Consider the following 25,171-nt stretch of genomic DNA (forward strand, 5'->3'; position numbering starts at 1 on the left):
GCCCCCACCGCACCCCCGCGCCGGTTACGGCACCGACCCCGCTGCTTCCGCCGCCGACCGCAGCGCCTCCACCATGGCCCCGAGCACCGGTTGCCCCCAGGCGCCCTCCCGCACGGCGGCGTGCAGCGTACGGACCGGCTCCGGGCCGCGCACCCGGCACACCGTGACACCGGGGTGTCGCTGCGTCAGGCCGAGCTCCGGAAGCAGCGCGACCCCCAGCCCCGCCGCGACGAAGCCCTGCGCGGTGAGGTAGTCCGCGCCGTCCACCGCGACCGCCGGACGGAACCCGGCCGCATCGCAGGCGTCGTGCACCAGGCTCCGGCAGGGCCCGGGCAGTTCGGCGCCCACCCAGGGCTCGTCCGCCAGCTCGGCCAGGTCCAGCACGCGCCGCGCGGCCAGCCGGTGCCCCCGGGGCAGTACGGCGCGGTACGGATCGTCGTGCAGGTGCACCAACCGCAGGCCGGCCGGGGCCTCCTCGGACCAGAACGCCACGGCCAGGTCGGCCCGGCCGGCCCGTACCTCGGCGAGCTGGTCCGTCGATTCGGTCAGGCCCAGGTCGAGCCGCACGCCCGGATACTCCCGGCGGAAGGCGGCAATGGCCGGGGCCACCAGGGTGGCCCCGGCGGTGGCGAAGTAGCGGACGGCCAGGCTGCCGCTGCGCCCGGCTCGCAGGTCGGCCAGTGCCGCACCCGCCTCCGCGACCTGCCGGTCGATGGCCGCCGCGTGACCGGCGAGCAGCAGCCCGGCGGCCGTCGGCCGCACGCCCCGCCCGATCCGCTCCAGCAGGGCCGTCCCCGTCTCCCGCTCCAGCGTCGCCACTTGCTGGCTGACGGCGGACGGGGTGTAGCCGAGCGCGGCGGCGGCCGCGCTCACCGAGCCGTGGTCGACGACGGCTCGCAGCACCTGCATCCGGCGGACGTCGAGCGAGGCATTCATGCAGTCCAGCTTAAACATCATGAAGAACTTTTCGCTTGTGCTACTTGATCCCTCCGCGCGATCGTCATCCGACACCCCGTCCACCACCGACCGGAAAGGCACCCCGTGCTGCGGATGGCCGTCCTTGCCCTGTTCTGGGGCTCGGGCTTCCTCTGGATCAGGATCGCGCTGCAACACGGGCTCACCCCGGTGCAGATCACCGTGCTGCGCGCCACCCTCGGCGCCGCCGTCCTACTGCTGCTCGCCCGCTCCGCCCGCCAACGCCTCCCGCGCGGCGGCGCGCTCTGGTGGCGGCTCGCCGTGGCCGCCTTCTTCTGCAACGCCCTGCCGTTCCTGCTCACCGCGTACGGCGAACGCAGCGTCGGCTCCGGCACGGCCGGGGTGCTGCACGCGACGACCCCGCTCTGGTCCTTGCTGATCGGCCTCGCCCTCGGCACCGAACGAGTCCTCGGCACCGGTCGGGCCGTTCGCACCGACCGAACCGCCGACGCTGACCGAACCGCTCGCACCGACCGAACCGCCGACACCGACACCGACCGAGCCACCGACACCGAAACCCGTGGCCCGTCGTCGTACCACCCGCTGCGCCTCACCGGCCTCCTGGTCGGCTTCGCCGGAGTGCTGGTGATCCTCGCCCCGTGGCGCGAGAGCGGCGGCCTCAGCGTCCCCGGGGCGCTCGCGCTGCTCGGCGCGGCCGCGAGCTACGCGGTCGCCTTCGCCTACATGGCCAGGGCACTCACCGGGACGGGCCCGGCCCCGTTCGCACTGTCCGCCGCCCAGCTCACCGCCGCCGCCGGACTGAGCGCGGTCGCCCTGCCCACGGTCGGCCCGCTGAACCCGTTCGCGGGCGCCGACCCGCTCGGCCTGGCTGCCGTCACCGTCCTCGGCGTCGCCTGCACCGGGCTCACCTTCCACCTCAACTACCGTCTGATCGCCACCGAGGGCCCCACCAGCGCGGCCACCGTCGGCTACCTGCTCCCCGTCGTCTCCACCGCGCTCGGCGCCCTGGTCCTCGGCGAGCAGTTGACCGTACGGGCGGTCGCCGGGACGGTCGTCGTCCTCGTCGGAGTGTTCCTGGTGAAGCACCGGCCGAAGCCCCGCGCCGTCGTTCCCCTGCTCACCGAGTTACTGAGCCGCCGCGCCACCGACCAACCCGCGCCACCGACCAACCCGTGATCACCGACCGAAAACGAACCATGCGCTCCGACTCCCTCTGGCGGCTCCCCGACTTCCGCGTCCTCTTCGCCGCTACCGCCCTCACCCAACTCGGCACCAACGTCGGCTACGTCGCCGTCCCCCTGGTGGCCGTCGTCGCACTCGACGCGGGCCCCGGACAGTCCGGCCTGCTCGGCACCCTGAGCACCCTCGCCTTCCTGCTCATCGGCCTGCCCGCCGGCGCCTGGGTCGACCGGATGCGCCACCGCCGCGTCCTGATCGTCGCCGACCTGGTGAAGGCCGTGCTCTACGCCTCCGTGCCGCTCGCCTGGTGGTTCGGCGGGCTCACCCTCTGGCAGCTGTACGCGGTCGCACTGCTCACCGGCGGGGCCACGGTCTTCTTCGACGTCGGCGCACAGAGCGTGCTGCCCGGACTGGTCGGCCGCGAACACCTGGTGGACGCGAACACCGCCGTGGTCGGCCTGATGGCGGTCGGCAACGTCGCCGGACGCGGCGCGGGCGGGATCCTGGTCCAACTGCTCACCGCGCCGTTCGCGATCGTCGTGACCGCGCTCAGCCACCTCGGCTCGGCACTACGACTGACCGCGCTGCGCCGCACTCCGAATCCCACCCCCGCCCCGGGCCCCAACCCGGGCTCCACCCCCGCCCCCGGCCTCGGCGCACAGATCACCGAGGGCCTGCGGCACGTCCTCGGCGCCCCGGAGCTGCGCGCACTGGCCGTCACCGCCGCCCTCAACAACCTCGGATCGCAGCTGGTCAACACCCTGCTCCCGGTGCTGTTCGTGCGGGAACTGCACCTTCCCGCCGGGGCGTTGGGCCTGTTCTGGGCGGTCGGCGGGGTCGGCATCCTGCTCGGTTCGCGCTGCGCCCGCCCGGTCTCCGCCCGGCTGGGTGACGGCCGCACCCTCGCGCTGGCGGGCCTGTGCCTGGCGCCCGCCGGACTGCTGGTGCCCCTGATCGGCGGCGGGCCTTGGCTGTTCCTGGCCGGGGCGGGGTGGCTGCTGGCCTCGCTGAAGACCGGCATGGACAACGTGCTCGGGGTGAGCCTGCGCCAGCGGATGACTCCGGACCCGCTGCTCGGTCGGATGAACGCCACCTTCCGCTTCCTGCTCTTCGGCGCGCTCGCGGTCGGCTCCGCGATCTCCGGGCTGCTCGGCGAACTCCTCGGCCTGCACACCACGCTCTGGCTCGGTGGGGCGCTGCTCGCGACCGCCTTCCTGCCGGTCTACCTGTCCCCGCTGCGCACCCGCCGCCGACCGCCCGAGGCGCCGCTCGGCGCGCCTACCAGCCCGGACCGACGCCGTGCCCCGGTTGCCAGTCCAGTCCCGGGTCCGGGCCCGGACGAAGGGTGCGCACCAGCGCGGTGACCGACCAGACCACCACGGTCAGCAGCGTGTAGAACAGCAGCAGCGCCCAGAACGGGGTGGTGGACAGACTCCGGTCCTCGAACCGGCACCAGGCGTCCGGCGGCAGCCAGGACGCGCCCGTCTCCAGCAGCCGTCCACCGCCCGAGACCAGGCCGCGCTCGCAGCGCTCCCCGTAGTCCAGCGACCGTACGTACAGCAGGGCGTACAGCGTGCCCGCCGAGGCGAGGGAGAGCGCGGCGCCGATGCCGAGGAGCATCGTCCGTCTTCGCCCGACCGCCGTACGGATGTTCGTCACCGGGGCAGCGTACCGGCGCGGCGGCCCCGACCGGGCGCGGCTCGTCGGCTCGTCGGCTCACCGGCTCGTCGGCTCACCGGCTCGTCGGCTCACCCGCGCACCCGCTCAGCCCAGCAACCCGCCCAGGTGCCCGTCCTCGGCGAGCAGCCGCCAGGAGCGGCCGGGCGAGGCGAAGGCCTCCGGGTCGACGCCCTCGACCAGTCGGTCCACCACGGTGCTCAGCAGCGACTGAGGGTCGAACACCGCCCAGGTCTCCCAGCCCCGGCCGTAGTCCCAGCGGTCCCACTCGGCGCGCAGCCGCTCGTACGTCCACAGCGCGTAGAGCAGGGCGGACAGGTCGCGGTTGAGGTAGGCCTCGGGCTGGCCGTCGTCGTACCAGTCCGGCAGTTCGAGCCGGCCGGTGGTGCCGTCGAGGGCGATCGGGAGGTCGGTCGGCCAGTCCCCGAGCGCGAGGAAGTCCCGCTGGTACGGGCGTTCCTCCTCGCCGTCGAAGTACTCCGGGTACGCCTCCGCCATGGTGACCAGCGGCTCCTCGCACACCCCGAACATCGCCCCGCCGAGCGGCAGCCCGACCTCGGTGAGCAGCCGCCGGGTCGGCTCGTGCACCAGTGCGGCGGGCAGCTCCTCCGGCCGGAACCGGTGCACCCGGCCCGCTCCGCCGTCCTCGTCGGTGAGCGCCGCGAGCTCGGCCACCAGCTCCGCGCCGACCTGGTACGCGGGCCCGTCCGGCCCGCCGGGCAGCGCACCCCAGCCCAGTGCCCGCACCAGCAGCGCCGTCCCCCAGTGCGCGGGCGGGGCGTCGCCCTCGAACAGCCGGGGATCGATCTCCCGCATCCGTCGTTCGGCCCCCGCCATCACCTCGGCCACCACCGTGGGCCCGCGCCGCCCGTCCAGCGCCTCCGGCCGCCGGGCCGCCTCGCCCACCGCGTCGACCTCCCGGACCAGCGCGGCCAGCGCGGCGAGGCCGGAGGCCAGTGGATCCCGCCGGGGGCCGCCGTTGCCCAGGAACACCTCGCCGGTGGTCCCGTCCAGCAGCACCAGGTTGCCGACGGCGGCGAAGGGCGTGCAGTAGTCCGTCTCCCCGAGGACGAACAGCCGTTCCGCCCCGGCGGTCGGGAAGGCGCTCAGCGACCCGCCGTCGAGCGCCCCGAAGTCCAGGAACGCCCCGGCGGCGGGCAGCCCCTCCCGCACCAGGAACTCCCGGCTCCCCTCGTGCACCACCCCGCCCGGAACCCCGGCCACCCGCACCCACCCCACGTGCCCCGCCCTTCACCGTTCCGCCCCCTTGACCCACCAGACCCTAGCGGGCCGACCCGACAGCGCCACGGCGGGCCGACGTCCGGCCCTTACGGCAGCACCCGATCGTCCACGTTCCACCGCTCCGGCAGGTCCGCGTCGCAGAACACGCAGACGTAGTGCCCCTCCCGGACGATGCCGCACTGCCCGCAGTCCGGGCAGCGGCGGAACACCACCGCCTGCGTGAAGCCGCCCGGGTGCGGCAGCCCGAGCCGGTCGAGGGCGGCGGCAACGGCGGGCCAGGAGACGACGTCCGGGCAGTAGCCGGTGGAGAGGTTGCTGACCGTCCGGACTTCCCAACCCGCGCCGCCCGAGCGCCGGAACCCGATCTCCCCGGCGCTCAGCACCAACTCCCCTCCTGCGCAGGCGACATGCTCACTGCGGCGCGGCGCGAGCCGCAGCGCCCCACCCAGGTCGACCACGAAGGTGAACGGCTCCGCGAGCTCCGCCGCCGTCCGCTCGTCCACCCAGGCGGCGAACTCGCCCTCCGTACGGGCCGGTTGGCCGATCCGGTCGCCACCCGTCGCCAACTCCTGCAGCTCCGGTGGACCCACGTACCGGTAGGCCCGCCCGAAGCCGTCCTCGACCTCCGCCGCGACACCCCGCTCACCCAGCCGCATCCGCCACCACGCCATCTCGACGGCCGTCCCGCTCAACCCGAACTCCAATAGCTCGTCCAGAAGTTCACGAGCCGATTGAATCGGCACCCCGGCCCCCTCCCGCAGCACCCGCAGCGCCGCCACCGGATCGTCGAGCGGCCCGGAGAGCCGCAGCCGGGCCGGCCCGTGGGCGGCCAGCAGCGCCGCGCGGTCGTCCTCGAGCATCGCCTCCGGGCTCGAGTGCTCGCACATGTAGTGGTCGCAGGACGGGCAGTGCAGCTCGGCGTCCCACCGCAACTCCCGTCCACCGTTCAGGAACTGGCCGATGCTCCGAACGGCGACACCCCCGCACTCCCCGCACCGGACGGCCGTCCCGACCCCTTGCTCCACGCTCGCCACGCCCGCCACCCTACGAATCTCCCGCACAGCGCTCCCGAGGTCAGATGAGCCCGCCGGCCTGCCGGGCGGCCCGTTCCACGCGGTCGTGATGGGCCTGCCACCAAGTGGCGTCGCCGGGGGCGGTGTTGGCGCCTTCGGAGCGCTGGCCGGTGGCGCCGTCGATGAGTTCGCGGACCAGGTCGGCGTGGCCGACGTGTCGGTGGGTCTCGGCGATCACGTGGACGAGCACCCGGTGCAGGGTCTGCTTCGGGCGGTCACCGAACGGGAGTCGGCCGATCGCGTCCAGCGGCAGTGCCTCGATGGTGGCGTCCGAGTGCGCCCAGACCCGGCGGTAGCGCCCGAGGATCTCCTCGGTGCTCTCGTCCGCACGGGCCCACAGGTCGGCGTTCGGTTCGGCGGTGCCGGTGATCCACAGCGGGGCCGGTTCGGGGAAGGGGCGCCCGAAGGTCTCGCCGAGGTACAGCGCCTCGGCCCCGGTGACGTGCTTGACCAGTCCCAGCAGGTTGGTTCCGGTGGGAGTGAGCGGCCGCCGGAGGTCGTACTCGGAAAGGCCGTCCAGCTTCCACAGCAGGGCGTCACGGGCGTCCTGGACGTAGATCCGCAGGTCGTCCTTGTCGTCAGTCACCGTCATGGGATCAGTCTGTTGACCACCGGGGACCTGTCCACCGATTTTGGCAGCGCCGGGCCGCCCCCGACGGGACGGAAGCGTCCGAAGTCATGGACGACGTCGATGCCGCCGGGCTGGCACGTGGGAGTCCCGTGTCGGCGCGCAGCCTTCGCCGGGGCGGGGTACACGGAGCGTGACGGATCGGGTCGCTGGGGCGGACTTGAATCTTTGCGAACGAATGTTCGATCCTGGGGCTGTGCCCGTTTTCGAATCTGTTTTCGAATCTGCCGCCGAGCAGTCCGAACGCCCCGTGCTGCGGCCGGTGGCGTTGACGGCTGCCGCGTCCGAGGACGGGCAGGCGGCGACGGTGCGTGGACTGGTGCCGGTGGTGCCCGGGCTGCGGGAGGTGCTGCCGGACGGCGGACTGCGGCGGGGCACGGCGGTGTCGGTCGCGGGCGGGGACGCCGGGCTGCTGCTGGCCCTGGCCGCCGGGGTGCGGGAGACCGAGGGCGGCTGGGCGGCGGCGGTCGGGCTGCCGGACCTCGGGCTCGCCGCCGCCGAGGGATACGGGCTGGACCTGCGCCGCCTGCTGGTCGCGGACGACCCGGGGACGCACTGGCCCGAGGTGGTGTCGGTGCTGGCCGGCGCGGTCGAACTGATCATGCTGCGCCCGGACGGGCCGGTGCCCCCGAAGCTGGCCACCCGGCTGGCCGCCGTGCTGCGGCGCAGCGGCTGCGTGCTGCTGGTGGCCGGGCCGTGGCCGGGCGCGGTGCTGCGGCTGGGGGTGCGGTCCGGGCGCTGGTTCGGGCTGGGGGACGGTTACGGACAGCTCGCCGGACGGCAGGTCGAGGTGGTGGCCGAGGGCCGCGGTTCGGCGGTGCGCGGCCGGACGGCCCGGCTCTGGCTGCCGGACGAGCACGGCGCGGTGCGTGCGGTCCGGGAGCAGCCGATCCAGCAGCGTCCGGTCCGGGAGCAGCCGCAGCCGCAGCCCGTCGCCGGACCGGTGGAACCGATGGCAGCGGCGGCACCACTCGTGGCGGCGGTGGTCTGACATGCCGACCACGCCGACCACACCTCCCCCACCGGCCACGCCCGGCGACGACCGGACCCCCCGGGTGCTGGTGGTCTGGTGCCCGGACTGGCCGGTGGTGGCCGTCACCGGCGACGATCCGGTGGCCGTGACCGAGGGCGGGCGGATCCTCGCCTGTTCGGCGGGCGCCCGGGCGGCCGGGGTGCGGCAGGGGCAGCGGCTCAAGCTGGCCCAGCGGCTCTGCCCGGAGCTGGAGCTGCGCGACCGCGACCCGGAGGCGGAGGCCCGCCGCTTCGAGCCGGTGGTCGCGGCGGTGGAGGCGTTCACGCCCCGGGTGGAGGTGATCCGCCCGGGCCTGTGCGCCATCCCGGTGAAGGGCCCGGGCCGCTACTTCGGCGGCGAGGAGGCACTGGCGGCCCTGGTCGGCACGGCGGTGACGGACGCCCTCGGGCGGCCGCCCGTCCCGGACGCCGTCCCCGGCGCGGTGACGGCACCAGGGGCCGAGTCCGGCACCGAACCTCCGACCACCCCCCACGCCCAGATCGGCGTGGCCGACGGCCTGTTCGCCGCCGTGCTCGCCGCCCGCGCCGGGGTGCTGGTCCCCGCCGGCCGCACGGCGAAATTCCTCGCCCCGTACCCGGTGGGCACGCTGGGCGACGAGGCGCTGGCCGAACTGCTCGGACGGCTCGGCCTGCCCACCGTCGGAGCCTTCGCCGCGCTGCCGCCCGAGGCCGTCGCGGACCGCTTCGGCCCGGCCGGAACGGTCGCGCACCGGCTGGCCCGCGGCCTGCAGCCGCGGCCGCTGGTGCCGCGTGACGAGGAGCCGGACCTCGCCGTCGAGCAGCGCTTCGACCCGCCGGAGCCGCTGACCGAGCCGCTGGTGTTCGTCGCCCGCACGCTCGCCGAGCAGCTGCACCAGCGGCTGGCCGGGGCCGGGCTGACCTGTCGCCGGGTGGCCGTCGAGGTGGCCTGCGCGGACGGTCGGACGGCTTCGCGGCTGTGGCGGCACGAGGGCCGGCTGTCCGCGACGGCGCTGGCCGAGCGGGTCCGCTGGCAGCTCCAGGCCTGGCAGGGCATGGGCACCTTCGCGGGCGGCCAGCAGAGCCAGCAGAGCCAGCAGAGCCGGCAGAGCCAGTACGGCCAGCACGGCTTCACCCTGCTCCGGCTCGCCCCCGACGGCCTCTCCCCGGACCAGGGCCGCCAGCTCGCCCTGTGGGGCCAGGCCGTCGCGGACGACCGGGTGGAGCGCGCGGTGGCCCGGGTGCAGGCGGTGCTCGGGCACGCCGGGCTGCGCCGGATCGAGCCGGCCGGCGGGCGCGGCCCGGGCGAGCAGCAGGTCAGGGTGCCGTGGGGCGAGCCGTACGAGGCGGCGGCCCCGGCCGACGCGCCCTGGCCGGGGCGGCTGGCGGAGCGGTCGGCGGACCTCTGGCCGGCCGTGGTGCTGCGCGAACCGGCGCCGGTGCGGGTGCTGGACGAGGACGGGCGGCCGGTCACGGTGGACGGCCGGGCGGGGGTGTCGGCCCGGCCGGCCCTGGTCGTGGTCCGGGGCCGGGAGGAGCGGGTGGCGGGCTGGACCGGTCCCTGGCCGGCGGTCGAGTACTGGTGGGACCAGTCGCTCGCCCGCCGCCGGGCGCGGTTCCAGATGGTGGTGGACGGCGGCCGGGCGCTGCTGCTCACCGTGGAGGGGGGTGCGTGGTACCTGGAGGCCGGCTACGACTAGCGGCCCGAGAACCCGCAGCAGGGGGGAGCAGGACGAGCACGAGAACGACGAGGCAACCCCCGATGGGCTTCACCAGCCACCCCACCCTCCCCTGGAGCGAACTGCACCGCCGGATGACCGGCGCCGCGCCGGACCGCACGGTCGTCCCGCTGCGCCGCCACATCGAGGAACCCCCTGCCGTCCCAACGGAGTCCGTAAGGTCCGAGAACCCCGACCCCGAAGAACCCTGGGCCGAACTGCACGTCCACTCCGCCTTCAGCTTCCTGGACGGCGCCAGCGACCCGGAGGACCTGGTCGCCGAGGCGGCCCGGCTGGGCGTGGAGACCCTGGCGATCACCGACCACGACGGCCTGTACGGCGCCGTCCGGCTGGCCGAGGCCGCCCGGGGGACGGGCGTGGCCACCGCGTTCGGCGCCGAACTGACGATCAGCCGCGAAGGCGACACCGAGCACCTGCTGGTCCTCGCCCGCGACCCGGCCGGCTACCGCCGCCTGTCCGCCGCGATCGCCGCCGCCCAACTGGCCGGTGGCGCCAAGGGCCGCCCGGCGTACGACTTCGCCACGCTGGCCGGGGCGCACGACGGCCACTGGGCGGTGCTCACCGGCTGCCGCCTCGGCCGGGTCCCGGCCGCGCTGCCCGACCGGGACGAAGCGGAGCGGCAACTGCGCACCCTCACCGAGGCGTTCGGCCGCGAGAACGTCCACGTCGAGCTGATCGACCAGTGGCTGCCCGGTGACGACCGGCGCAACGACGCCCTCGCCGCGCTCGCCGCCGAGCTCCGGCTCCCCACCGTCGCCTCCACCAACGCCCACCACGCCGGCCCCGCCCAGGGCCGCCTCGCGCAGAGCCTGGCAGCCCTGCACGAGCGCCGCACCCTGCAGGAGGCGGCCGGCTGGACCCGGGCGGCCGGCACCGCGCACCTGCGCTCGGGCCGCGAGATGGCCGCCCGACTGGCCCGCTTCCCCGGCGTGCAGCGGGCCACCGCCGAACTCGGCCGGGCCTGCGCCTTCGACTTCGCCAAGCTGGACCCGGAACTGCCCGGCTACCCCGTCCCCGAGGGCGAGACCGAGATCAGCCACCTGCGCGCCCTGGTCGCGGCCGGCGGCCCGGCCCGCTTCGGCCCCGGCAACGCCGCCGCCCGCCGCCAGCTCGCCAAGGAACTGGACGTGATCGAGGACCTCGACCTGGCCGGCTACTTCCTGATCGTGCACGACATCGTGGACTTCTGCCGAGCCCAGGACATCTGGTGCCAGGGCCGCGGCTCGGCCGCCAACTCGGCGGTCTGCTACGCCCTCGGGATCACCGCCGTCGACCCGATCCACTACAAGCTGCTGTTCGAGCGCTTCCTCTCCACCGCCCGGGACGGCCCGCCCGACATCGACCTGGACATCGAGAACCGCCGCCGCGAGGAGGTCATCCAGTACGTCTACCGCCGTTACGGCCGCGAGCACGCCGCCCAGGTCGCCAACGTGATCACCTACCGGCCCCGGCTGGCGATCCGCGACGCCGCCCGGGTGCTCGGCTACCCGCAGGGCCAGGTGGACGCCTTCAGCCGGCAGACCGACTTCCGCTCCGCCCCCGGCGCGGACGCCGTCATCCCCGCCGACGTGCTCTCGCTCGCCGGCCAACTCCACGGCCTGCCAAGGCACCTGGGCATCCACTCGGGCGGCATGGTGCTCACCAAGGAGCCGATCGGGGAGATCTGCCCGACCGAGTGGGCCCGGATGCCAGGGCGTTCCGTGCTGCAGTGGGACAAGGAGTCCACCGCCGGCGCCGGACTGGTGAAGATCGACCTGCTCGGCCTCGGCATGCTCGCCGCGCTGCACGACGCCTGCGACCTGGTCGCGGAACACCACGGCCTGCGCTACGACCTGGCCACCATCCCGGACGACGACAAGGGCGTGTACGCGATGCTGCGCCGCGCCGACACCGTGGGCGTGTTCCAGGTCGAGTCCCGGGCGCAGATGGCCACCCTGCCCCGGCTCAAGCCCGACCACTTCTACGACCTGGTGGTCGAGGTCGCGCTGATCCGCCCCGGCCCGATCCAGGGCGGCTCGGTCCACCCGTACCTGCGCCGCCGCGCCGGGGTGGAGCCGGCCGGCTGCCCCCACCCGCTGATGGAGAACGCCCTCGGCAAGACCCTCGGGGTGCCGCTGTTCCAGGAGCAGATGATGCAACTCGCCATCGACTGCGCCGGGTTCACGCCCTCCGAGGCCGACCGGCTGCGCCAGGCGATGGGCGCCAAGCGCTCGCACGAGCGGGTCGCCCGGCTGCGCGAGCGGCTGCTCACCGGGATGGCCGAGCGCGGCATCCCGCCCGAGGTGGCCGAGGACGTCTACGGCAAGATCGAGGCCTTCTCCAACTACGGCTTCCCGGAGAGCCACGCGATCAGCTTCGCCTACCTGGTGTACGCCAGCGCCTGGCTCAAGTACCACTTCCCGGCGGCCTTCACCTGCGCCCTGCTGGCCAACCAGCCGATGGGCTTCTACTCCCCGCTCAGCCTGGTCGCGGACGTGCGGCGGCACGGCGTCCGGGTGCGCGGGGTGGACGTCAACGCCAGCGGCCCGCGCCCCACCCTGGAACCGTACCGGGGCCCGACCCCCAAGCCGCCGCTGACCGCCGGCCGCCCGCAACCCGCCATCCGGCTCGGCCTGGAGACGGTGCGCGGCATCGGCACTCCGCAGGCCGAGGCGATCGCGGCCGGACAGCCGTACGCCGACCTGGAGGACTTCGCCCGCCGCACCGGCCTGCCCGCGCCCGTCCTGGAGGCGCTGGCGACGGCCGGCGCCTTCGACTGCTTCGGACTGACGAGACGTCAGGCCCTCTGGGCCGCAGGGGCGTTGGCGGGGATCTCGGCCGAACTGCTGCCCGGCACCACGCCCGGCGCCGAGGCGCCGGAGCTGCCCGGCATGAGCCCGGTCGAGGAGACCATCGCCGACCTGTGGGCCACCGGCACCTCCGCCACCAGCCACCCGCTCCAGCACCTGCGCGCCCACCTGGACCGCGGCGGCGCGCTCCGCGCCGACCAACTCCCGGACGTCCCACCGGGGACCGCGGTGGTGGTCGGCGGCCTGGTCACCCACCGGCAGCGCCCGCCGACGGCCGGCGGGGTGCTCTTCCTCAGCCTCGAGGACGAGACCGGCCTGATCAACGTGATCTGCAACCGCCCGGTCTGGGAGTCCCAACGCCGCACCGCCCTGGACCGGGCCGGCCTGCTGGTCCACGGCCACATCGAACGCGACCGCGGCGCCACCAACCTGATCGCCACCCGGCTCACCCCACTCCGGATCGGCCTGTGAGCCCTTCCGCGACTCAGTCGGGGTAGCGCACGAGCCCGCTCAGGTCCAGGTCGAAGTCGAACGGATCGGGGATGCGCATGCCGTCGCCGAACTTCCGGTCGTGCCGCACGTGGTAGCGGTCGCGGTTCGGTTCGGAGAACAGCGTGACCACCCCCTCCCGCGGATCGACGATCAGGTAGAGCGGGATGCCCATCACCGCGTAGTCGCGGAGCTTGTCCACCCAGTCGTTCCCCGGGTTGGACGGCGAGACCACCTCGACCGCGATGAGGGCCTCCTCGGCGGGGGTGGTATCGCCCGGCCGGGCCAGGGAGGCGATCGGAAGGTAGGTCAGATCAGGGTTGCGCTCCTTGGTCACGTCGGGGGTGGTCAGCGCGCTGTAGCCGCTGAACATGTAGCCGTCCGGGACATGGCGCTCGAACTGCCGCTGGACGAGTCCGATGTTCAGCTGGTGAATGCTGGACGGAGCCGCCTGCATGATCAGCGTGTCGCCGGACCATTCGACCCGGACGCCTTCGGGGGCCGTGCGCAACACCTCCTCGACGTATTCGCGGTGCCGCTCGTAGAAGCTCACGGTGTCTCCTCCGGTATGTGCATTCGGCCGACTCGCAGTCTATGCACAGACCCGCCCCGGGCCGTTCAGGCGCCGGAGGCTGCCGTCCGCCCCTTGCCGGGGGCGCCGGCGAAGGCCTGGGCGATCGGGAGCCAGGCGGTGGCGACCGGGCCGGTGGCGGTGAGATCCAGGTCGTCGCGGTGGCGGCGCTGGGTGACCAGCAGGCAGAAGTCCAGTGCCGGGCCGGTCACCACGTCCGTCGCGTCGGCCGGGCCGAAGACCCACGAGGAGCCGTCGGGGGCGGTCAGTTCGAGCCGGACCGGGGCCTCGGGGGCGGGCAGGCCGTGCACGGTGAAGGCGAAGCCCAGGGTGCGCAGGCCCAGGCGGGCGATGTGGCGCAGCCGGGCGGTGGGCTCCCGGGTCGTGCCGAGCGCGTCCGCGACGTCCTGGCCGTGCGCCCAGGTCTCCATCAGCCGGGCGGTCGCCATCGAGGCGGGCTTCATCGGCGGGCCGAACCAGGGCAGCCGGGCGTCGGCCGGGGCGGCGGCCAGCGCGGCCCGCACCTCCTCCCGGCCGGCCCGCCAGCGGGCGAGCAGCTCGGCGGGCTCGGCGGCCGCGCCCTCCCGGGCGCCTGCCTCGACCGGGTCGGTGCCGGCGGCCAGCAGTGCGGTGAAGCGGCTGTCGCGCGCCGCGGTGAAGCCCTCCGGGTCGCGGGCGGCCAACGTGGTCCAGTCGTCGGTCCAGGCCAGGTGGGCGATCTGGTGCGCGACCGTCCAGCCCTCGGCCGGGGTGGGCCCGGCCCAGCCGTCGGCCGGCAGTTCGGCCACCAGCGCGTCCAGGACGGCGGTCTCGGCCCGCAGGTCGGCCAGCAGGCCGTGCAGGACGTCGCCCACGGCGTTCGGGTCGGTCATCGGCTTCCCCTCCGAGTCAAGGTGGTTGCTACCCGTCGGTAGTCCGCGGCCGCACCCTACGCCCAGCCCGGCGCCGATGCCCGCCACTCCAAGAAACACGCACGTCAGGACTCTCGCCACCGGCCCCACCACGTGTGACAATTCCGCGATGACCAGGGCTGCGGACACCCTCACCGCTGCGCGACCCGGCGACGACGCCGTGCGACCGGACACCCTCGCCGCCGCGCACCCCGATGACCCCGAGCTCGCCGCGCGCGCCGCCGAGCTGGTCCGGGACGCCGTGCTCGGCGACCTCGCCCGCCGGGTGGTGGCCGAGTGCGGCGCCGACGTCGGCCTGGTCGGCGTGCCCGAGCCGCTGCCCGCCAGCGGAACGCGGGGCAGGAGCGGCGACGGCATGGTGCTGCGCCACTGGGCGGGCACCCGGGCCGACCTGCTGCACGACCTCGCCGTCCCGGCCGGCCTGGGCCTCGGCGGCCGGGCGCTGGCCGAGCGCGCACCCACCTGGGTGCCCGACTACCGTGCGGCGACGACCATTTCGCACCACTACGACGCGGCCGTCACCGCCGAGGACCTGTACGCGATGCTCACCGTCCCGCTGCTGCACGGCGGCACCGTGCACGGCGTGGTGTACGCCTCACTGCGTGCCGTGGTGCCGTTCGGGGACGTCCGGATCTCCGCCGTCGGCAGGCTGGCCGCGACGGCCACCCGGGCGCTCGCCGGAGCCGCCGCCTGGAGCCGCGAGAAGCCCCGACCGGCCGGCCCCGCAAGGCCGTTGACCCCACGTGAGCACGAGGTGCTGCGCTGGGCGGCGACCGGCCGGACCAACCCGGAGATCGCCGCCCACCTGGGCCTGACCTGCAACACCGTGACCGGCTACCTCAAGTCCGCGATGCACAAGCTCGGCGTCCGCAACCGCACCGAACTCGCCCTCGCGGCCCGCGAATCCGGCCTCCTGGACGCGTCCGCCCGCCCGCCCGGCCCGGTCCGGACGCGCTGAGGCCAGGCTGGCGCCCTGACCGGCCACGAGCCGAGACACACCGGCCACGAGCCGAAACATCCGAACAGCCACCACGCGGACAGCCCCTCAGACAGCCCACTCCGGGGCTGCGGCTATTGGTGGGGGATGTCCACGCCGGCGGAGCGCAGTTTCGTCTCGACCAGCGTGGTCAGCTGGGCCATGGCCGGTGCCTGGTCTTCGCCGTGGTGGTTGAGCAGGCCGTACCGGGTGGCGTCGGTGCGGGCCTGGAGGCCATTCGGGATCGCGAGCAGCGCGGGGTTGGCGAGGAAGCGGTCGGCCACGGCGGTCGCGAGTTCCTCGATGCGGGGGTCGTCGGGTTCCCAGTCCTTGGCGGCCCAGCACTGCTTGTTCAAGGTGACGAACCGGGTGTCGTCGAGGGCGTGCTCGGCCTCGGTGAGGAAGTCGTCGAAGCCGTCGGGGACCAGGGCCCTGGCCAGCACCATGCCCTCGCGGTAGGTCTCCACCTGGTCCGGGGTGAATCCGAGGTCGGCGGCCCGCTCCAACAACGCGCAGGCCCGGTCGGGCAGCAGGGCCCGGTCGCCGTTGGCGAGCCGGTCCAGCAGGTCGCGGCGCGCGGTCAGCTCCTCGATCCGCTCGGTCAGCCGCCGTTTGACCTCGGCCAGGTCGGCGGCGAACCGCTGCGGATCGGCGTCGAGCAGGGCGCCGATCTCGGACAGCGGTACGCCGGACTCGGCCAGAGTCCGGACCTGGACCAGCCGCAGCAGGTCGGACGACCCGTAGCGGCGATATCCGGAACCGTCACGGCGCGGTTCGTCGACCAGGCCGAGCAGGTGGTAGTGGCGAATGGTCTTGATCGTGACGCCGGCGAAAGCCGCCGCCTGGCCGGTCGTGACACCGCTGGTCATGGCCATCAGTGACTCTCGCGGGTGAGGGCGGCGACCTCGCGGACGGCCTCGGCGATGGCGCGGAAGTCCTTGCGCACGATCGTGCCGTGGTTGCTGGCGACCTTCGCGCTCACCGTGAGGTTCGGGTTGCGGGCGAGCAGCGGGCCGAGAGTGGCGCGCATGTCCTCCTGCAAAGTACCGGAGCTTCCGAAAGCCTCCCCCGAGGCGACCACGTACCGGACCGGGACGGTCACACCGTCGAGGACCGGTTCGAGGGCGGCGTGGAGTTTGTGGGCCTCGACGCTGATCTCGGCATGCTGTTCGGCGCTCATCCGCGCGGCGTTGCCGATGAGGTGCGCCATCGGCAACGCCCATCGGAACTTACGGAACAGCTGCCGGACCTTTTCCAGGTCGGCCTCGTCGGTCCAGCCCACCGGGTAAGGGCCGTCGACCCCGACCACGCCGGCGACGCGGCCCGGATTCCGAGCGGCCCACCGCACCCCGAGCAACGCGCCGTAGGACCAGCCCACCAGCAGCGGCCGCTCCACCCGCCTCGCCGTGAGGACGGCGTCGAGATCACGGACACAGGCTTCGAACGAATAGTCCGCCGACTTCTTCGATTTGCCGCGGGCCCGCTCGTCGTAGGAGATGTGTCGCCACCCCGACCCCAGCTCGTCGATGACGGGCCGCCAGTGCCGCTGGCCGGCGAAGGTACCGTTCAGGTAGACCACAGCGGTACCTGCCCCACCGGTGTCGGTCACGGCCAGCGCGGTGTCCTCCACCGGCAACATGCCACTCCAGGCCGGGCGAATCGTGTTCGAGTTCGTCATACCATCAGCGTTGACCCTGCCCCAAGGGCCGGGTCAAGACGCATTTCCGTGAGCCCCGGCCTGCCGGCACCACCAGCCCGGCCCCGCGAACGTCCCCTCCCGGCCCTACGACCGGGCCTCCGACCGTCAGTACGCCTCGAACGACCAGAAAACACCCACCTCGTCGTCGGTCACCGCGATCAGGCCCAGGTCGCGTCCGAGGTCGAGACCGTTGAGGTACTCGGAGGTGAGGAAACCGTGGGAGTCGGTGCCCTGGAGCCCCGTCGCCAGGAAGTCCGTGGCCGGGTCCGAGGCGGCGGCCGTCGCGTTGGTCCAGTAGGCCGCGGCGCGGCCGTACCGGTCGAGCAGGGTCCAGGCATCGGCCAGCACGACATCCCGGTCCGGCCGGAAGCGGACGGGGAGGGGCCGGCCCGACCACTCCTCCGCCATGACGGCGAGAGCGGTGACCGCCGCCTCGGCGTCCAGGCGGTACAGGCGTTCGGGGAACTCCGACGCGGCCGGGGGAGCGAAGGGATAGGCCGGCACCGTACGCCGCGCGGTGTTGGTGCTGTCCGGATCCAGCCGGACCCAGCCACGGGGATCGGACACCTCCTGGTGCAGCACGGCGAGAACGTCGTGCGCCCAGTCCTCGTGCCGCCGAGGACCGGTCGCCGCGAACGCGTAGACGTCGTCGAACAGCCGCAGGGCCGCGTTCCAGGGACAGCGACGGCTGCGGAACTCCGCCAGCAGGCCCCCGACCTCGCGGACGAAGACGTCCCTCGGCTCGCGAGGCACGGCCCGCAACCGGTCAAGGGCCCAGCGAACGAGCTCGCCCGCACCGTCAGAGGCGAGGTCGGCCGGTACCTCCGTGGGCGGGAGGTCCGTTCCGTGCCAGAGCGCCTCGAGGTGGGCATCGAGCTGGTCCAGGGCGAGCCGGTCGACAGGCAGAGATATCGCCCCACCCTAGGGCATCCCACGCCCTAGTTGACCTGACGCTCCCGCCCGCTCCAGTACGGCTCCCGCAGCCGGAACTTCTGCAGCTTCCCGGTGGCCGTCCGCGGCAGCACGTCCCGGAACTCGACCGAGGTCGGCGACTTGTACCCGGCCAGCCGCTGCTTGCAGTGCGCGATCAACTCCGCCTCGGTGACGGCCGCCTGGCCCTCCCGGAGGACCACCAGCGCCTTGACCGTCTCACCCCACTTCTCGTGCGGCACCCCGATCACCGCCACCTCGGCCACCGCCGGGTGGCTGTACAGGCAGTCCTCCACCTCGATCGAGGAGACGTTCTCCCCGCCGCTGATGATGACGTCCTTCTTCCGGTCCGAGATGGTCAGTTGGCCGTCGGTGAGGGTGCCGCCGTCACCGGTGTGGAACCACTCGTCGCGCAGCGCCTCGGCGCTGGCCTCCGGCTGGCGCCAGTAGCCGTCCAGCACGGTGTTGGAGCGCACCAGCACCTCGCCGGAGGGGTCGACCCGCAGCCGGGTGCCCAGTGCCGGGGCGCCGGCCTGCACCAGCTTCTCGGCCCGCTCCGCGGGCGGCAGGGCGTCCCACTCGGCGCGCGAGCGGTTGACCGTGACGATCGGGGCGGTCTCGGTCAGGCCGTAGAGCTGCATGAACTCCCAGCCCAGCTGCTCCTCGACCTGCTGCACCACCGAGGTGGGCGGCGGCGCGCCGGCCACGATCATCCGCACCCGGTCCCGGCCCGGCACCGGGCCGCCCCAGTCGGCGGCCGCGTCCAGCACCATCTGCACCACGGCGGGCGCGCCGGACAGGAAGGTCACCCCGTGCCGCTCGACCCGGCGCAGGATCTCCGCGCCGTCCACCTTGCGCAGCACGATGTGCCGGGCGCCGAGCCCGGTGAGAGAGAACGGCAGGCCCCAGCCGTTGGCGTGGAACATCGGCAGGGTGTGCAGGTACACGTCCCGGTCGTTCGCGCCGTAGTGCAGGCCCATCAGCGTGGCGTTCAGCCAGATGTTGCGGTGGGTGAGCTGAACGCCCTTGGGGCGGGCGGTGGTTCCGCTGGTGTAGTTGATGGTGGCGGTGTCGTTCTCGGAGATCGCGTACCGGCGTGGCGAGTCGTCGAAGTCGTACAGCACGGCGTCGCTGTCCGCGCCGAGCGCGAACTTGTGCTTGGCCGCCACCCCGTCGAGCGCGTCGGCGAGTTCGGGGTCGACCAGCAGGACGGAGGCGCCGCTCTGCTCGACGATGTACGCGACCTCATCGGCCCGCAGCCGGAAGTTGACCGGCACCAGCACCCGGCCGTACCCGCTCACCCCGAAGAAGGAGGTGAGCAGCCGGGCCGAGTTGTGCGAGACGATCGCGACCCGCTCGCCCGGCCCGACGCCGAGCCGGTCCAGCCCGGCCGCCTGGGCCCGGGCGAGTTCGGCGACCCGCCGATAGCTCAGCTCGCCCCAGGATTCGGCCGGTTGCACCGGCTCGTCGACGATGCCGACCCGGTCGCCGTAGACCAGCTCGGCCCGGTCGAGGAAGTCCATCACGGAGAGTGGAATCTGCATGCGCCCACTGTCCTATCCCGCGCGCTCCCTGCACACCCCCGATCGGGGGTGTCACCTGTCCGCGGGACTTCCGGCCGCCGCCAGCGCCGTGGCCAGCCGGTCCCGTGCCTCGGTCTGGGCGGCGATCCGGCGCTCCAGCACCGCCAGCCGCTTCCGGGCGATCCCCAGCACCCGTTCCGACGGCGGCTGCGCGAGCACGTCCCCGTCCAGGCAGCCCAGCAGCGGCCGGAGGTCCTCCAGGGTGAGCCCGGCGGCCACCAGGGCACGGATGTTGCGCACTCGCACGACCGCCGACTCCCCGTACTCCCGGTAGCCGTTGGCCGCCCGCTCGGAGTCGATCAGCCCGGCCTGCTCGTAGTGCCGCAGCGCCCGGGCGGTACTGCCCGTCCGCTCCGCCAGTTCCCCGATCCGCACCCCTACCGCGTCCCATCCGTTCAGCCCACCAGCGCGCCCCCGTCGACCGACAACACTACGCCGGTCACGAACGAGGCCTGCGGCGAAGCGAGTTGGGTGATCGCCCAGGCCACCTCGGCGGGTCGGCCGATCCGGCCCAGCGGGGTGTGCTGGAGCTGCCACGCGCGGATCGCCGCCGACTGCTCGGGGCTGTACCCGGAGTGCTCGCCGATCGGGGTGTCGATCGCCCCGGGCGCCACCGCCACCACCCGGATGCCGCGCGGCGCCAGCTCGACCGCCCAGCTGCGGGTGATCGTCTCCAGTGCCGCCTTGCCCGCCGCGTACACCGCGTTGTTCGGCCAGCCGCGCTGCCCGACGGCGGTGCTGACGTTGACCACCACCCCCCGGCTCTCGCTCAGCGCCGGCAACGCGGCCTGTCCGATCAGCACCGGGGCGACCAGGTTGGTGGCCAGCAGCGTCTCGATGCCCGCCCGCTGGTAGCCGCCGACGACCTGCCCGCTCTGCACGATCCCGGCGTTGTTGACCAGCACGTCCAGCCGCCCGTACCGCTCCAGGGCCGACCCGACGATCGTCTCCGGAGCGTCCGGCCCGGTGACGTCCGCGACCAGCGGCTCGATCAGCCCCGGGTGCGCGGCCGCCGTCTCCGCCAGCGGCTCCGCCCGCCGGCCGACCGCCACCACCCGGGACCCCGCGGCCGCGAAGGCGCGCGCGGTCTCCCGCCCGATCCCCGTCCCGGCCCCGGTGACCACCACGACCCGATGCTGCACCACGTTCTCGTCGCTCATGCGGAGCAGCCTCCGACCCTGCCGCCAGCGTCAAGGTCAAGCCGGGAACGCAACCGGATCGGCACCGCCGACCGTCCGTCAGGAAGATCGCGACGCACGGTTCCGAACCCAGGGGAGACCACCGATGACCATCACCGTGAGCACCCGCCCGAGGGCCGCCGGCCTGCTGCTGCGGGCCTTCGAGGACGCCGACGCACCGGCCCTGATCGAGGCCTACCGGGACGAGACCCTCCGCCGCCGCAACCGCAGGACGATCGACGACGCCGAGCAGGCCGCGCGCTGGCTCAACGCGCAGTACGAGGGCTGGGCGGCGGGCACCCGCTACTCCTTCGCCGTCCTCGAAGCCGGCGCACTGGTCGGCAACGTCGTGCTCAAGCGCGGCACCCCGGGTGGAGAGCGAGCCGAGGTGGGTTACTGGACGGCCGCCCCGGCGCGCGGCCGGGGCCTGGCCCCCGCGCGCGGTGGAGGCCCTCACCAGCTGGGCCTTCGCCACCTTCGCCGAGGGCGGCCTGCGCCGGATCGACCTGCTGCACGAAGGGGACAACGACGCCTCCTGCCGGGTCGCGGAGAAGAGCGGCTACCCGCTCACGGAGATCGTCCCGGCCTACCCGCCGTACCCGCTGGACGGCCACCGGCACTCCCGCGAATACCTGGACGCGACCGGGCTACGGCGGTCAGAGTAAGCGCATGGCTTCTCTGGTGCGACACGTGACGATCGACTGCGCCGACCCGCACGGCCTCGCGGGCTTCTGGGCGCAGGCGCTGGACGGCACCCTGGGCGAGGACGACAACCCGGGCGACGAGGAGGCGGTGGTGAACTCCGCCGGTGCCTCGCTGCTCTTCATCCGGGTGCCCGAGGGCAAGTCGGCGAAGAACCGGATCCACCTCGACCTCCAGCCGCAGGACCGCGGCCGGGACGAGGAGGTCGAGCGCCTGGTCGCCCTGGGTGCGACGGTGCTGGCGGACCGCCGCAACCCGGACGGCACCGGCTGGGTCACCCTGGCCGACCCGGAGGGCAACGAGCTGTGCGTCGAGCGCAGCCACGCCGAGCGCCTCGCCACCGGCGCCGCCTGAGCCCCGCGGAGCTCCGGGCGGCCCCGCGGCGAGGGAAGGTGCCGTCCACGGCCGAGGGGAGGTGGGCGAGGACCGTCACACGACCGGCCGAGACCCCGGGCGGCCACCGAGAGTCCGTTCGATAATCGACCCTGTCCGACGCCATCCCGTTCCACCCCGGCAACCAGGGCAGGTACCCATGGCCAGAATCGCCGTGATCGGCGCCAACGGCACCATCGGCAGCGCCATCGTCGCCGAGGCGGCGGCGCGCGGGCACGAGGTCACCGCGGTGGTCCGCGACCCGGACCGCTACCGGGGCGAGGCCGCCTCCGTGGAACGCGGCGACGTGCTGGATCCGGCCGACGTGGCCCGGGTGGCGGCCGGCCGGGACGTCCTGGTGAGCGCCGTCGGCGGCGGTGACGGCCCGGGGCACCTGGCGCTGATCGAGCCCGCCGCCCGCTCGCTGGTCGAGGGCCTGCGCTCGCTCGACCAGCGAGGCGACGGCGCGCCCCGGCTGATCGCGGTCGGCGGCGCGGGCAGCCTGGAGACCGCGCCGGGGGTGCGGGTCTGGGACATCCCGGGCCTGCCCGAGCCGATCCTGCAGATCATGCACGCCCACGGGGAGGCGCTGGCCTACTACCGGACCGTCACCGACATCCGCTGGACGGTGCTCAGCCCGGCCGCCGAGATCGGCCCGGGGGAGCGGACCGGCCACTACCGGACGGGCCTGGAGCAGCTGCTGACCGACACCGCGGGGCGCAGCTTCATCTCGGTGCCGGACTACGCGGTCGCCCTGGTGGACGAGATCGAGCAGCCCGAGCACATCGGCGAGCGCTTCACCTGCTGCGCGCTGTGAGCCGCTGTCCGCCCCGAGCCTTTTCGCTGTGACCCGTTCAGCCCAGCTGGATCGACCGCTTGGCCAGCCCCATCCAGAACCCGTCGATCACACTGCGCTGGCTGCCGAGGTCGGCCTCGCCGGCGCCGAGGGTGACGAACAGCGGGGCGAAGTGCTCGGTGCGCGGGTGCGCCAGCCGCCCGGCCGGGGCCTTGTGCTCGAAGTCGAGCAGTGCGTCCAGGTCGTGGGCGTCCAGGGCGCGCCTGCCCCAGTCGTCGAATTCGGCCATCACCGAGCTGACCCGGCCGTCGCTGCTGAGCGCCCGCAGGTTGTGGGTGAAGAAGCCGCTGCCGATGATCAGCACGCCCTCGTCGCGCAGCGGGGCGAGCCGGCGGCCGATCTCCAGCAGCCGCTGGGGGTCCAGGGTGGGCAGGGAGATCTGCAGCACCGGGATGTCGGCCGCCGGGAACATCTCCACCAGCGGCACGTACGCGCCGTGGTCGAGCCCGCGGTCGGGGACGTCCTGGACGGGCGTGCCGGGGGCGCGCAGCAGCTTGCGCACGCGCTCGGCCAGTTCCGGTGCGCCGGGGGCGGCGTACTGGACCGTGTAGTAGTGCTCGGGGAAGCCCCAGAAGTCGTAGACCAGCGGGACGGTGGTGACGGCGCCGACGGCCAGTGGGGCCTCCTCCCAGTGGGCGGAGACCATCAGGACGGCCTTGGGGCGCGGCAGGTCGGCGGACCAGGCGGCCAGCTCGCCCGGCCAGATCGGGTCGTCGGCGAGCGGCGGCGCGCCGTGCGACAGGTACAGGGCGGGCATGCGCTCGGGGGCCGCGGCGCTCATGGCGTCCTCCTCGGATTCCTCGGAAAGGTAGTTCAAATTTGAACCTCTGTCTCCGACGGTACACCTTCGTTCGAATTTGAACAACAGGAGTAGGCTTCGCCCATGTCCTCATTGAACGAACCCCGCTGGCTCGACCAGGACGAGATGGCCGCCTGGCGGGGCTTCGTCGTCGCGAGCAACCTGCTGAACCGGCGGCTGGAACGCCAGCTCAAGGAGGACTCCGGCCTCTCCCACCAGCAGTACGAGATCCTGGTGCACCTGTCCGCCGCCCCCGGAGACTCGCTGCGGATGACCGAACTCGCCGACAAGCTGGTCACCTCCAAGAGCGGACTGACCTACCAGGTCACCCAGCTGGAGCGGATGGGCCTGGTCGCCCGCCGCTCCTGCCTCAGCGACGTGCGCGGCGTCATCGCCGAACTCACCGACCAGGGCCGGGAGATGATCCGCCAGGCCGCCCCCGGACACGTCGCCCTGGTGCGCGAGCTGCTGATCGACGTGCTCACCCGCGAGCAACTGGCCGTGCTCGCCGAGGGCCTCGGCGCGGTCAGCGCCCGGCTGCGCCAGGACGAGACCTCCTGATCAGTCCTCCCGCAGCGCGGCGGCCCGCTCCCGCAGCAACTCCCGCTCCCGCTCGTTGCGGGTCAGCTCCGCCGCCCGCTCGAACTCCGCCCGAGCCTCCATCGCCCGCCCCAGCCGGGCCAGCAGATCACCCCGCACGCTCGGCAGCAGGTGGTAGTCGCGCAGGGCCGGCTCCGCCGCCAGGGCGTCCACCAACTCCAGTGCGGCGGCCGGTCCCTGGGTCATCGAGACGGCCACCGCCCGGTTCAGCGCCACCACCGGCGAGGGCGTCAGCGCGAGCAGTCGCTCGTACAGCGCGGCGATCGTCGACCAGTCGGTGTCCTCGTACCGCCGCGCCCTGGCGTGGCAGGCGGCGATCGCGGCCTGCACCGAGTACGGCCCGGTGCCCGCCCGTTGGAACGCGTCGAAGCCGCGCCGGATCAGCAGCCCGTCCCAGCGCGCCCGGTTCTGCTCGGCCAGCAGCACCGGCCGCCCGTCCGGTCCGGTGCGGGCGGCCGTCCGGGAGGCCTGGAACTCCAGCAGCGCGGCCAGCCCGTGCACCTCCGGCTCGCCGGGCACCAGCGCGGCCAGCACCCGGGCCAGCCGCAGCGCGTCCTCGCACAGCTGCGGGCGGAGCAGGTCGTCCCCGGCGGTGGCCGAGTACCCCTCGTTGAAGATCAGGTAGACGACCTCCAGCACCGAGGACAGCCGCTGCGCCCGGTCCGCGCCGTACGGCACCTCGAACCGAACCCCCGCCCTGGCCAGGGTCCGCTTCGCCCGGACGATCCGCTGCGCCACCGTCGGCTCCGGCACCAGGAAGGCGCGGGCGATCTCCGCGGTGGTCAGCCCGCCGAGCAGCCGCAGGGTGAGCGCGATCCGGGCTCGCGCCGACAGCACCGGGTGGCAGGCGGTGAAGATCAGCCGCAGCAGATCGTCGTCGATGTCCTGCGGCCCTGACGGCTCCGTTGACTCGGGCGGGGGCGCGTCCTCCAGCGACCGTCCCACCTCGGCGAGTTTGCGGGCGTAGACCTCCCGGCGGCGCACCAGGTCGATCGCCCGCCGCTTCGCGGTGGCGGTCAGCCAGGCGCCCGGGTTGTCCGGGACGCCGTCCCGCGGCCACTGCTCCAGCGCGGCCACCAGCGCGTCCTGCGCCAGCTCCTCGGCGATTCCCACGTCCCGCACGATCCGGGCGACCGCGGCGATGACCCGGGCGGACTCGATCCGGAACACCGCCTCGACGGCCGCGCCCGCCTCCCTCTCCGTCACGGCCACCCATCAGAGCAGCCGGCGGAGCGGGAGGCAACCGGGGTTC

Annotated in this window: 25 protein-coding genes and 1 pseudogene; 11 read left to right on the forward strand and 15 right to left on the reverse strand. The window is 74.1% G+C overall.

What is annotated here, in order from left to right; all coding sequences use genetic code 11:
* Positions 1–24 precede the first annotated feature (24 nt).
* Complete coding sequence (locus tag ACWCYO_RS08190; protein WP_270151331.1) at positions 25–909, reverse strand: LysR family transcriptional regulator; 885 nt, start codon at positions 907–909, stop codon at positions 25–27.
* A 141-nt stretch (positions 910–1,050) separates the two neighbouring features.
* Between ACWCYO_RS08190 and ACWCYO_RS08195 the strand changes: the two genes are divergently transcribed.
* Positions 1,051–2,112: a DMT family transporter gene (locus ACWCYO_RS08195; protein WP_449783767.1), complete on the forward strand. Its 1,062-nt coding sequence runs from the start codon at positions 1,051–1,053 to the stop codon at positions 2,110–2,112.
* A 20-nt stretch (positions 2,113–2,132) separates the two neighbouring features.
* Positions 2,133–3,479 carry an MFS transporter gene (locus ACWCYO_RS08200; RefSeq protein WP_449783768.1) on the forward strand — a complete coding sequence of 449 codons (1,347 nt, stop codon included), beginning with the start codon at positions 2,133–2,135 and terminating at the stop codon, positions 3,477–3,479.
* Here ACWCYO_RS08200 and ACWCYO_RS08205 read toward each other — a convergent pair.
* The 4 genes from ACWCYO_RS08205 to ACWCYO_RS08220 all read right to left on the reverse strand — a co-directional run bounded on the left by ACWCYO_RS08205 (position 3,394) and on the right by ACWCYO_RS08220 (position 6,699).
* On the reverse strand, positions 3,394–3,774 hold the full coding sequence (locus tag ACWCYO_RS08205) for a hypothetical protein (RefSeq protein ID WP_449783769.1): 381 nt from the start codon (positions 3,772–3,774) through the stop codon (positions 3,394–3,396). The two genes, ACWCYO_RS08200 and ACWCYO_RS08205, sit on opposite strands and share 86 nt — an antisense overlap.
* Positions 3,775–3,879: 105 nt before the next feature.
* Positions 3,880–5,016: an SUKH-4 family immunity protein gene (locus ACWCYO_RS08210; RefSeq protein WP_449783770.1), complete on the reverse strand. Its 1,137-nt coding sequence runs from the start codon at positions 5,014–5,016 to the stop codon at positions 3,880–3,882.
* Positions 5,017–5,120: 104 nt separating this feature from the next.
* Entirely contained in the window at positions 5,121–5,690 is a 570-nt protein-coding gene (locus ACWCYO_RS08215; protein ID WP_449783792.1) for a hypothetical protein, read from the reverse strand.
* A gap of 418 nt (positions 5,691–6,108) precedes the next feature.
* Positions 6,109–6,699 (reverse strand): DinB family protein, encoded by a 591-nt coding sequence (locus ACWCYO_RS08220; RefSeq protein ID WP_449783771.1) that lies wholly within the window; start codon positions 6,697–6,699, stop codon positions 6,109–6,111.
* Between the two features lie 232 nt (positions 6,700–6,931).
* On the opposite strand from ACWCYO_RS08220, the gene ACWCYO_RS08225 reads away from it, so the two are divergent.
* The 3 genes from ACWCYO_RS08225 (at position 6,932) to ACWCYO_RS08235 (ending at position 12,724) form a co-directional block, all read left to right on the forward strand.
* On the forward strand, positions 6,932–7,726 hold the full coding sequence (locus tag ACWCYO_RS08225; RefSeq protein ID WP_449783772.1) for a hypothetical protein: 795 nt from the start codon (positions 6,932–6,934) through the stop codon (positions 7,724–7,726).
* A 1-nt stretch (position 7,727) separates the two neighbouring features.
* On the forward strand, positions 7,728–9,425 hold the full coding sequence (locus tag ACWCYO_RS08230; RefSeq protein WP_449783773.1) for a DNA polymerase Y family protein: 1,698 nt from the start codon (positions 7,728–7,730) through the stop codon (positions 9,423–9,425).
* Between the two features lie 62 nt (positions 9,426–9,487).
* On the forward strand, positions 9,488–12,724 hold the full coding sequence (locus ACWCYO_RS08235) for an error-prone DNA polymerase (RefSeq protein ID WP_449783774.1): 3,237 nt from the start codon (positions 9,488–9,490) through the stop codon (positions 12,722–12,724).
* A 13-nt stretch (positions 12,725–12,737) separates the two neighbouring features.
* Here the strand turns inward: ACWCYO_RS08235 and ACWCYO_RS08240 are convergent, their stop codons facing one another.
* Together ACWCYO_RS08240 and ACWCYO_RS08245 are read right to left on the reverse strand one after the other, a co-directional pair.
* Positions 12,738–13,295: a Uma2 family endonuclease gene (locus ACWCYO_RS08240; RefSeq protein WP_270148107.1), complete on the reverse strand. Its 558-nt coding sequence runs from the start codon at positions 13,293–13,295 to the stop codon at positions 12,738–12,740.
* A 65-nt stretch (positions 13,296–13,360) separates the two neighbouring features.
* Positions 13,361–14,185 carry a TIGR03084 family metal-binding protein gene (locus ACWCYO_RS08245; protein ID WP_449783775.1) on the reverse strand — a complete coding sequence of 275 codons (825 nt, stop codon included), beginning with the start codon at positions 14,183–14,185 and terminating at the stop codon, positions 13,361–13,363.
* 148 nt (positions 14,186–14,333) lie between these two features.
* On the opposite strand from ACWCYO_RS08245, the gene ACWCYO_RS08250 reads away from it, so the two are divergent.
* Positions 14,334–15,182 carry a LuxR C-terminal-related transcriptional regulator gene (locus ACWCYO_RS08250; protein ID WP_449783776.1) on the forward strand — a complete coding sequence of 283 codons (849 nt, stop codon included), beginning with the start codon at positions 14,334–14,336 and terminating at the stop codon, positions 15,180–15,182.
* A gap of 113 nt (positions 15,183–15,295) precedes the next feature.
* Here ACWCYO_RS08250 and ACWCYO_RS08255 read toward each other — a convergent pair whose 3' ends face one another.
* From ACWCYO_RS08255 to ACWCYO_RS08280, 6 genes are all read right to left on the reverse strand, one after another.
* The gene (locus tag ACWCYO_RS08255; RefSeq protein WP_449783777.1) at positions 15,296–16,069 is read right to left on the reverse strand and encodes a MerR family transcriptional regulator; all 774 of its coding nucleotides are present in this window, start codon (positions 16,067–16,069) and stop codon (positions 15,296–15,298) included.
* Between the two features lie 5 nt (positions 16,070–16,074).
* Positions 16,075–16,878, reverse strand: coding sequence for an alpha/beta fold hydrolase (locus ACWCYO_RS08260; protein ID WP_270148111.1), 804 nt, complete (start codon positions 16,876–16,878; stop codon positions 16,075–16,077).
* 126 nt (positions 16,879–17,004) lie between these two features.
* Positions 17,005–17,607 carry a hypothetical protein gene (locus ACWCYO_RS08265; protein WP_449783793.1) on the reverse strand — a complete coding sequence of 201 codons (603 nt, stop codon included), beginning with the start codon at positions 17,605–17,607 and terminating at the stop codon, positions 17,005–17,007.
* 230 nt (positions 17,608–17,837) lie between these two features.
* Complete coding sequence (locus ACWCYO_RS08270; protein ID WP_449783778.1) at positions 17,838–19,373, reverse strand: AMP-binding protein; 1,536 nt, start codon at positions 19,371–19,373, stop codon at positions 17,838–17,840.
* Between the two features lie 51 nt (positions 19,374–19,424).
* On the reverse strand, positions 19,425–19,787 hold the full coding sequence (locus tag ACWCYO_RS08275; RefSeq protein WP_270148114.1) for a MerR family transcriptional regulator: 363 nt from the start codon (positions 19,785–19,787) through the stop codon (positions 19,425–19,427).
* Between the two features lie 20 nt (positions 19,788–19,807).
* On the reverse strand, positions 19,808–20,572 hold the full coding sequence (locus ACWCYO_RS08280) for an SDR family NAD(P)-dependent oxidoreductase (RefSeq protein ID WP_270148115.1): 765 nt from the start codon (positions 20,570–20,572) through the stop codon (positions 19,808–19,810).
* A 124-nt stretch (positions 20,573–20,696) separates the two neighbouring features.
* Between ACWCYO_RS08280 and ACWCYO_RS08285 the strand changes: the two are divergent.
* The 4 genes and pseudogenes from ACWCYO_RS08285 to ACWCYO_RS08300 all read left to right on the forward strand — a co-directional run.
* A pseudogene (locus ACWCYO_RS08285) lies at positions 20,697–20,966 on the forward strand (GNAT family N-acetyltransferase); the annotation flags it as partial.
* A 67-nt stretch (positions 20,967–21,033) separates the two neighbouring features.
* Positions 21,034–21,255, forward strand: a complete 222-nt coding sequence (locus ACWCYO_RS08290; RefSeq protein WP_449783796.1) for a hypothetical protein — start codon at positions 21,034–21,036, stop codon at positions 21,253–21,255.
* A 4-nt stretch (positions 21,256–21,259) separates the two neighbouring features.
* Positions 21,260–21,646, forward strand: coding sequence for a VOC family protein (locus tag ACWCYO_RS08295; RefSeq protein ID WP_270148117.1), 387 nt, complete (start codon positions 21,260–21,262; stop codon positions 21,644–21,646).
* 178 nt (positions 21,647–21,824) lie between these two features.
* The gene (locus ACWCYO_RS08300) at positions 21,825–22,481 is read left to right on the forward strand and encodes an NAD(P)-dependent oxidoreductase (protein WP_270148118.1); all 657 of its coding nucleotides are present in this window, start codon (positions 21,825–21,827) and stop codon (positions 22,479–22,481) included.
* Positions 22,482–22,518: 37 nt separating this feature from the next.
* Here the strand turns inward: ACWCYO_RS08300 and ACWCYO_RS08305 are convergent, their stop codons facing one another.
* Entirely contained in the window at positions 22,519–23,301 is a 783-nt protein-coding gene (locus tag ACWCYO_RS08305; protein ID WP_270148119.1) for a dioxygenase family protein, read from the reverse strand.
* A 111-nt stretch (positions 23,302–23,412) separates the two neighbouring features.
* Between ACWCYO_RS08305 and ACWCYO_RS08310 the strand changes: the two genes are divergently transcribed.
* Positions 23,413–23,880, forward strand: a complete 468-nt coding sequence (locus ACWCYO_RS08310) for a MarR family winged helix-turn-helix transcriptional regulator (protein ID WP_270151333.1) — start codon at positions 23,413–23,415, stop codon at positions 23,878–23,880.
* Here ACWCYO_RS08310 and ACWCYO_RS08315 read toward each other — a convergent pair whose 3' ends face one another.
* Positions 23,881–25,125 (reverse strand): RNA polymerase sigma factor, encoded by a 1,245-nt coding sequence (locus ACWCYO_RS08315; protein ID WP_449783779.1) that lies wholly within the window; start codon positions 25,123–25,125, stop codon positions 23,881–23,883.
* Positions 25,126–25,171 lie beyond the last annotated feature (46 nt).

Source organism: Kitasatospora sp. NPDC001683, assembly GCF_053596495.1.

Excerpts from the sequence above, each read along its gene's own strand:
- ACWCYO_RS08190 (WP_270151331.1), bottom strand. The coding sequence starts at position 909 with ATGCAGGTGCTGCGAGCCGTCGTCGACCACGGCTCGGTGAGCGCGGCC.
- ACWCYO_RS08195 (WP_449783767.1), top strand. The coding sequence starts at position 1,051 with ATGGCCGTCCTTGCCCTGTTCTGGGGCTCGGGCTTCCTCTGGATCAGG.
- ACWCYO_RS08200 (WP_449783768.1), top strand. The coding sequence starts at position 2,133 with ATGCGCTCCGACTCCCTCTGGCGGCTCCCCGACTTCCGCGTCCTCTTC.
- ACWCYO_RS08215 (WP_449783792.1), bottom strand. The coding sequence starts at position 5,690 with ATGCGGCTGGGTGAGCGGGGTGTCGCGGCGGAGGTCGAGGACGGCTTC.
- ACWCYO_RS08220 (WP_449783771.1), bottom strand. The coding sequence starts at position 6,699 with ATGACGGTGACTGACGACAAGGACGACCTGCGGATCTACGTCCAGGAC.
- ACWCYO_RS08230 (WP_449783773.1), top strand. The coding sequence starts at position 7,728 with ATGCCGACCACGCCGACCACACCTCCCCCACCGGCCACGCCCGGCGAC.
- ACWCYO_RS08235 (WP_449783774.1), top strand. The coding sequence starts at position 9,488 with ATGGGCTTCACCAGCCACCCCACCCTCCCCTGGAGCGAACTGCACCGC.
- ACWCYO_RS08245 (WP_449783775.1), bottom strand. The coding sequence starts at position 14,185 with ATGACCGACCCGAACGCCGTGGGCGACGTCCTGCACGGCCTGCTGGCC.
- ACWCYO_RS08250 (WP_449783776.1), top strand. The coding sequence starts at position 14,334 with ATGACCAGGGCTGCGGACACCCTCACCGCTGCGCGACCCGGCGACGAC.
- ACWCYO_RS08255 (WP_449783777.1), bottom strand. The coding sequence starts at position 16,069 with ATGACCAGCGGTGTCACGACCGGCCAGGCGGCGGCTTTCGCCGGCGTC.
- ACWCYO_RS08260 (WP_270148111.1), bottom strand. The coding sequence starts at position 16,878 with ATGACGAACTCGAACACGATTCGCCCGGCCTGGAGTGGCATGTTGCCG.
- ACWCYO_RS08270 (WP_449783778.1), bottom strand. The coding sequence starts at position 19,373 with ATGCAGATTCCACTCTCCGTGATGGACTTCCTCGACCGGGCCGAGCTG.
- ACWCYO_RS08280 (WP_270148115.1), bottom strand. The coding sequence starts at position 20,572 with ATGAGCGACGAGAACGTGGTGCAGCATCGGGTCGTGGTGGTCACCGGG.
- ACWCYO_RS08295 (WP_270148117.1), top strand. The coding sequence starts at position 21,260 with ATGGCTTCTCTGGTGCGACACGTGACGATCGACTGCGCCGACCCGCAC.
- ACWCYO_RS08300 (WP_270148118.1), top strand. The coding sequence starts at position 21,825 with ATGGCCAGAATCGCCGTGATCGGCGCCAACGGCACCATCGGCAGCGCC.
- ACWCYO_RS08305 (WP_270148119.1), bottom strand. The coding sequence starts at position 23,301 with ATGAGCGCCGCGGCCCCCGAGCGCATGCCCGCCCTGTACCTGTCGCAC.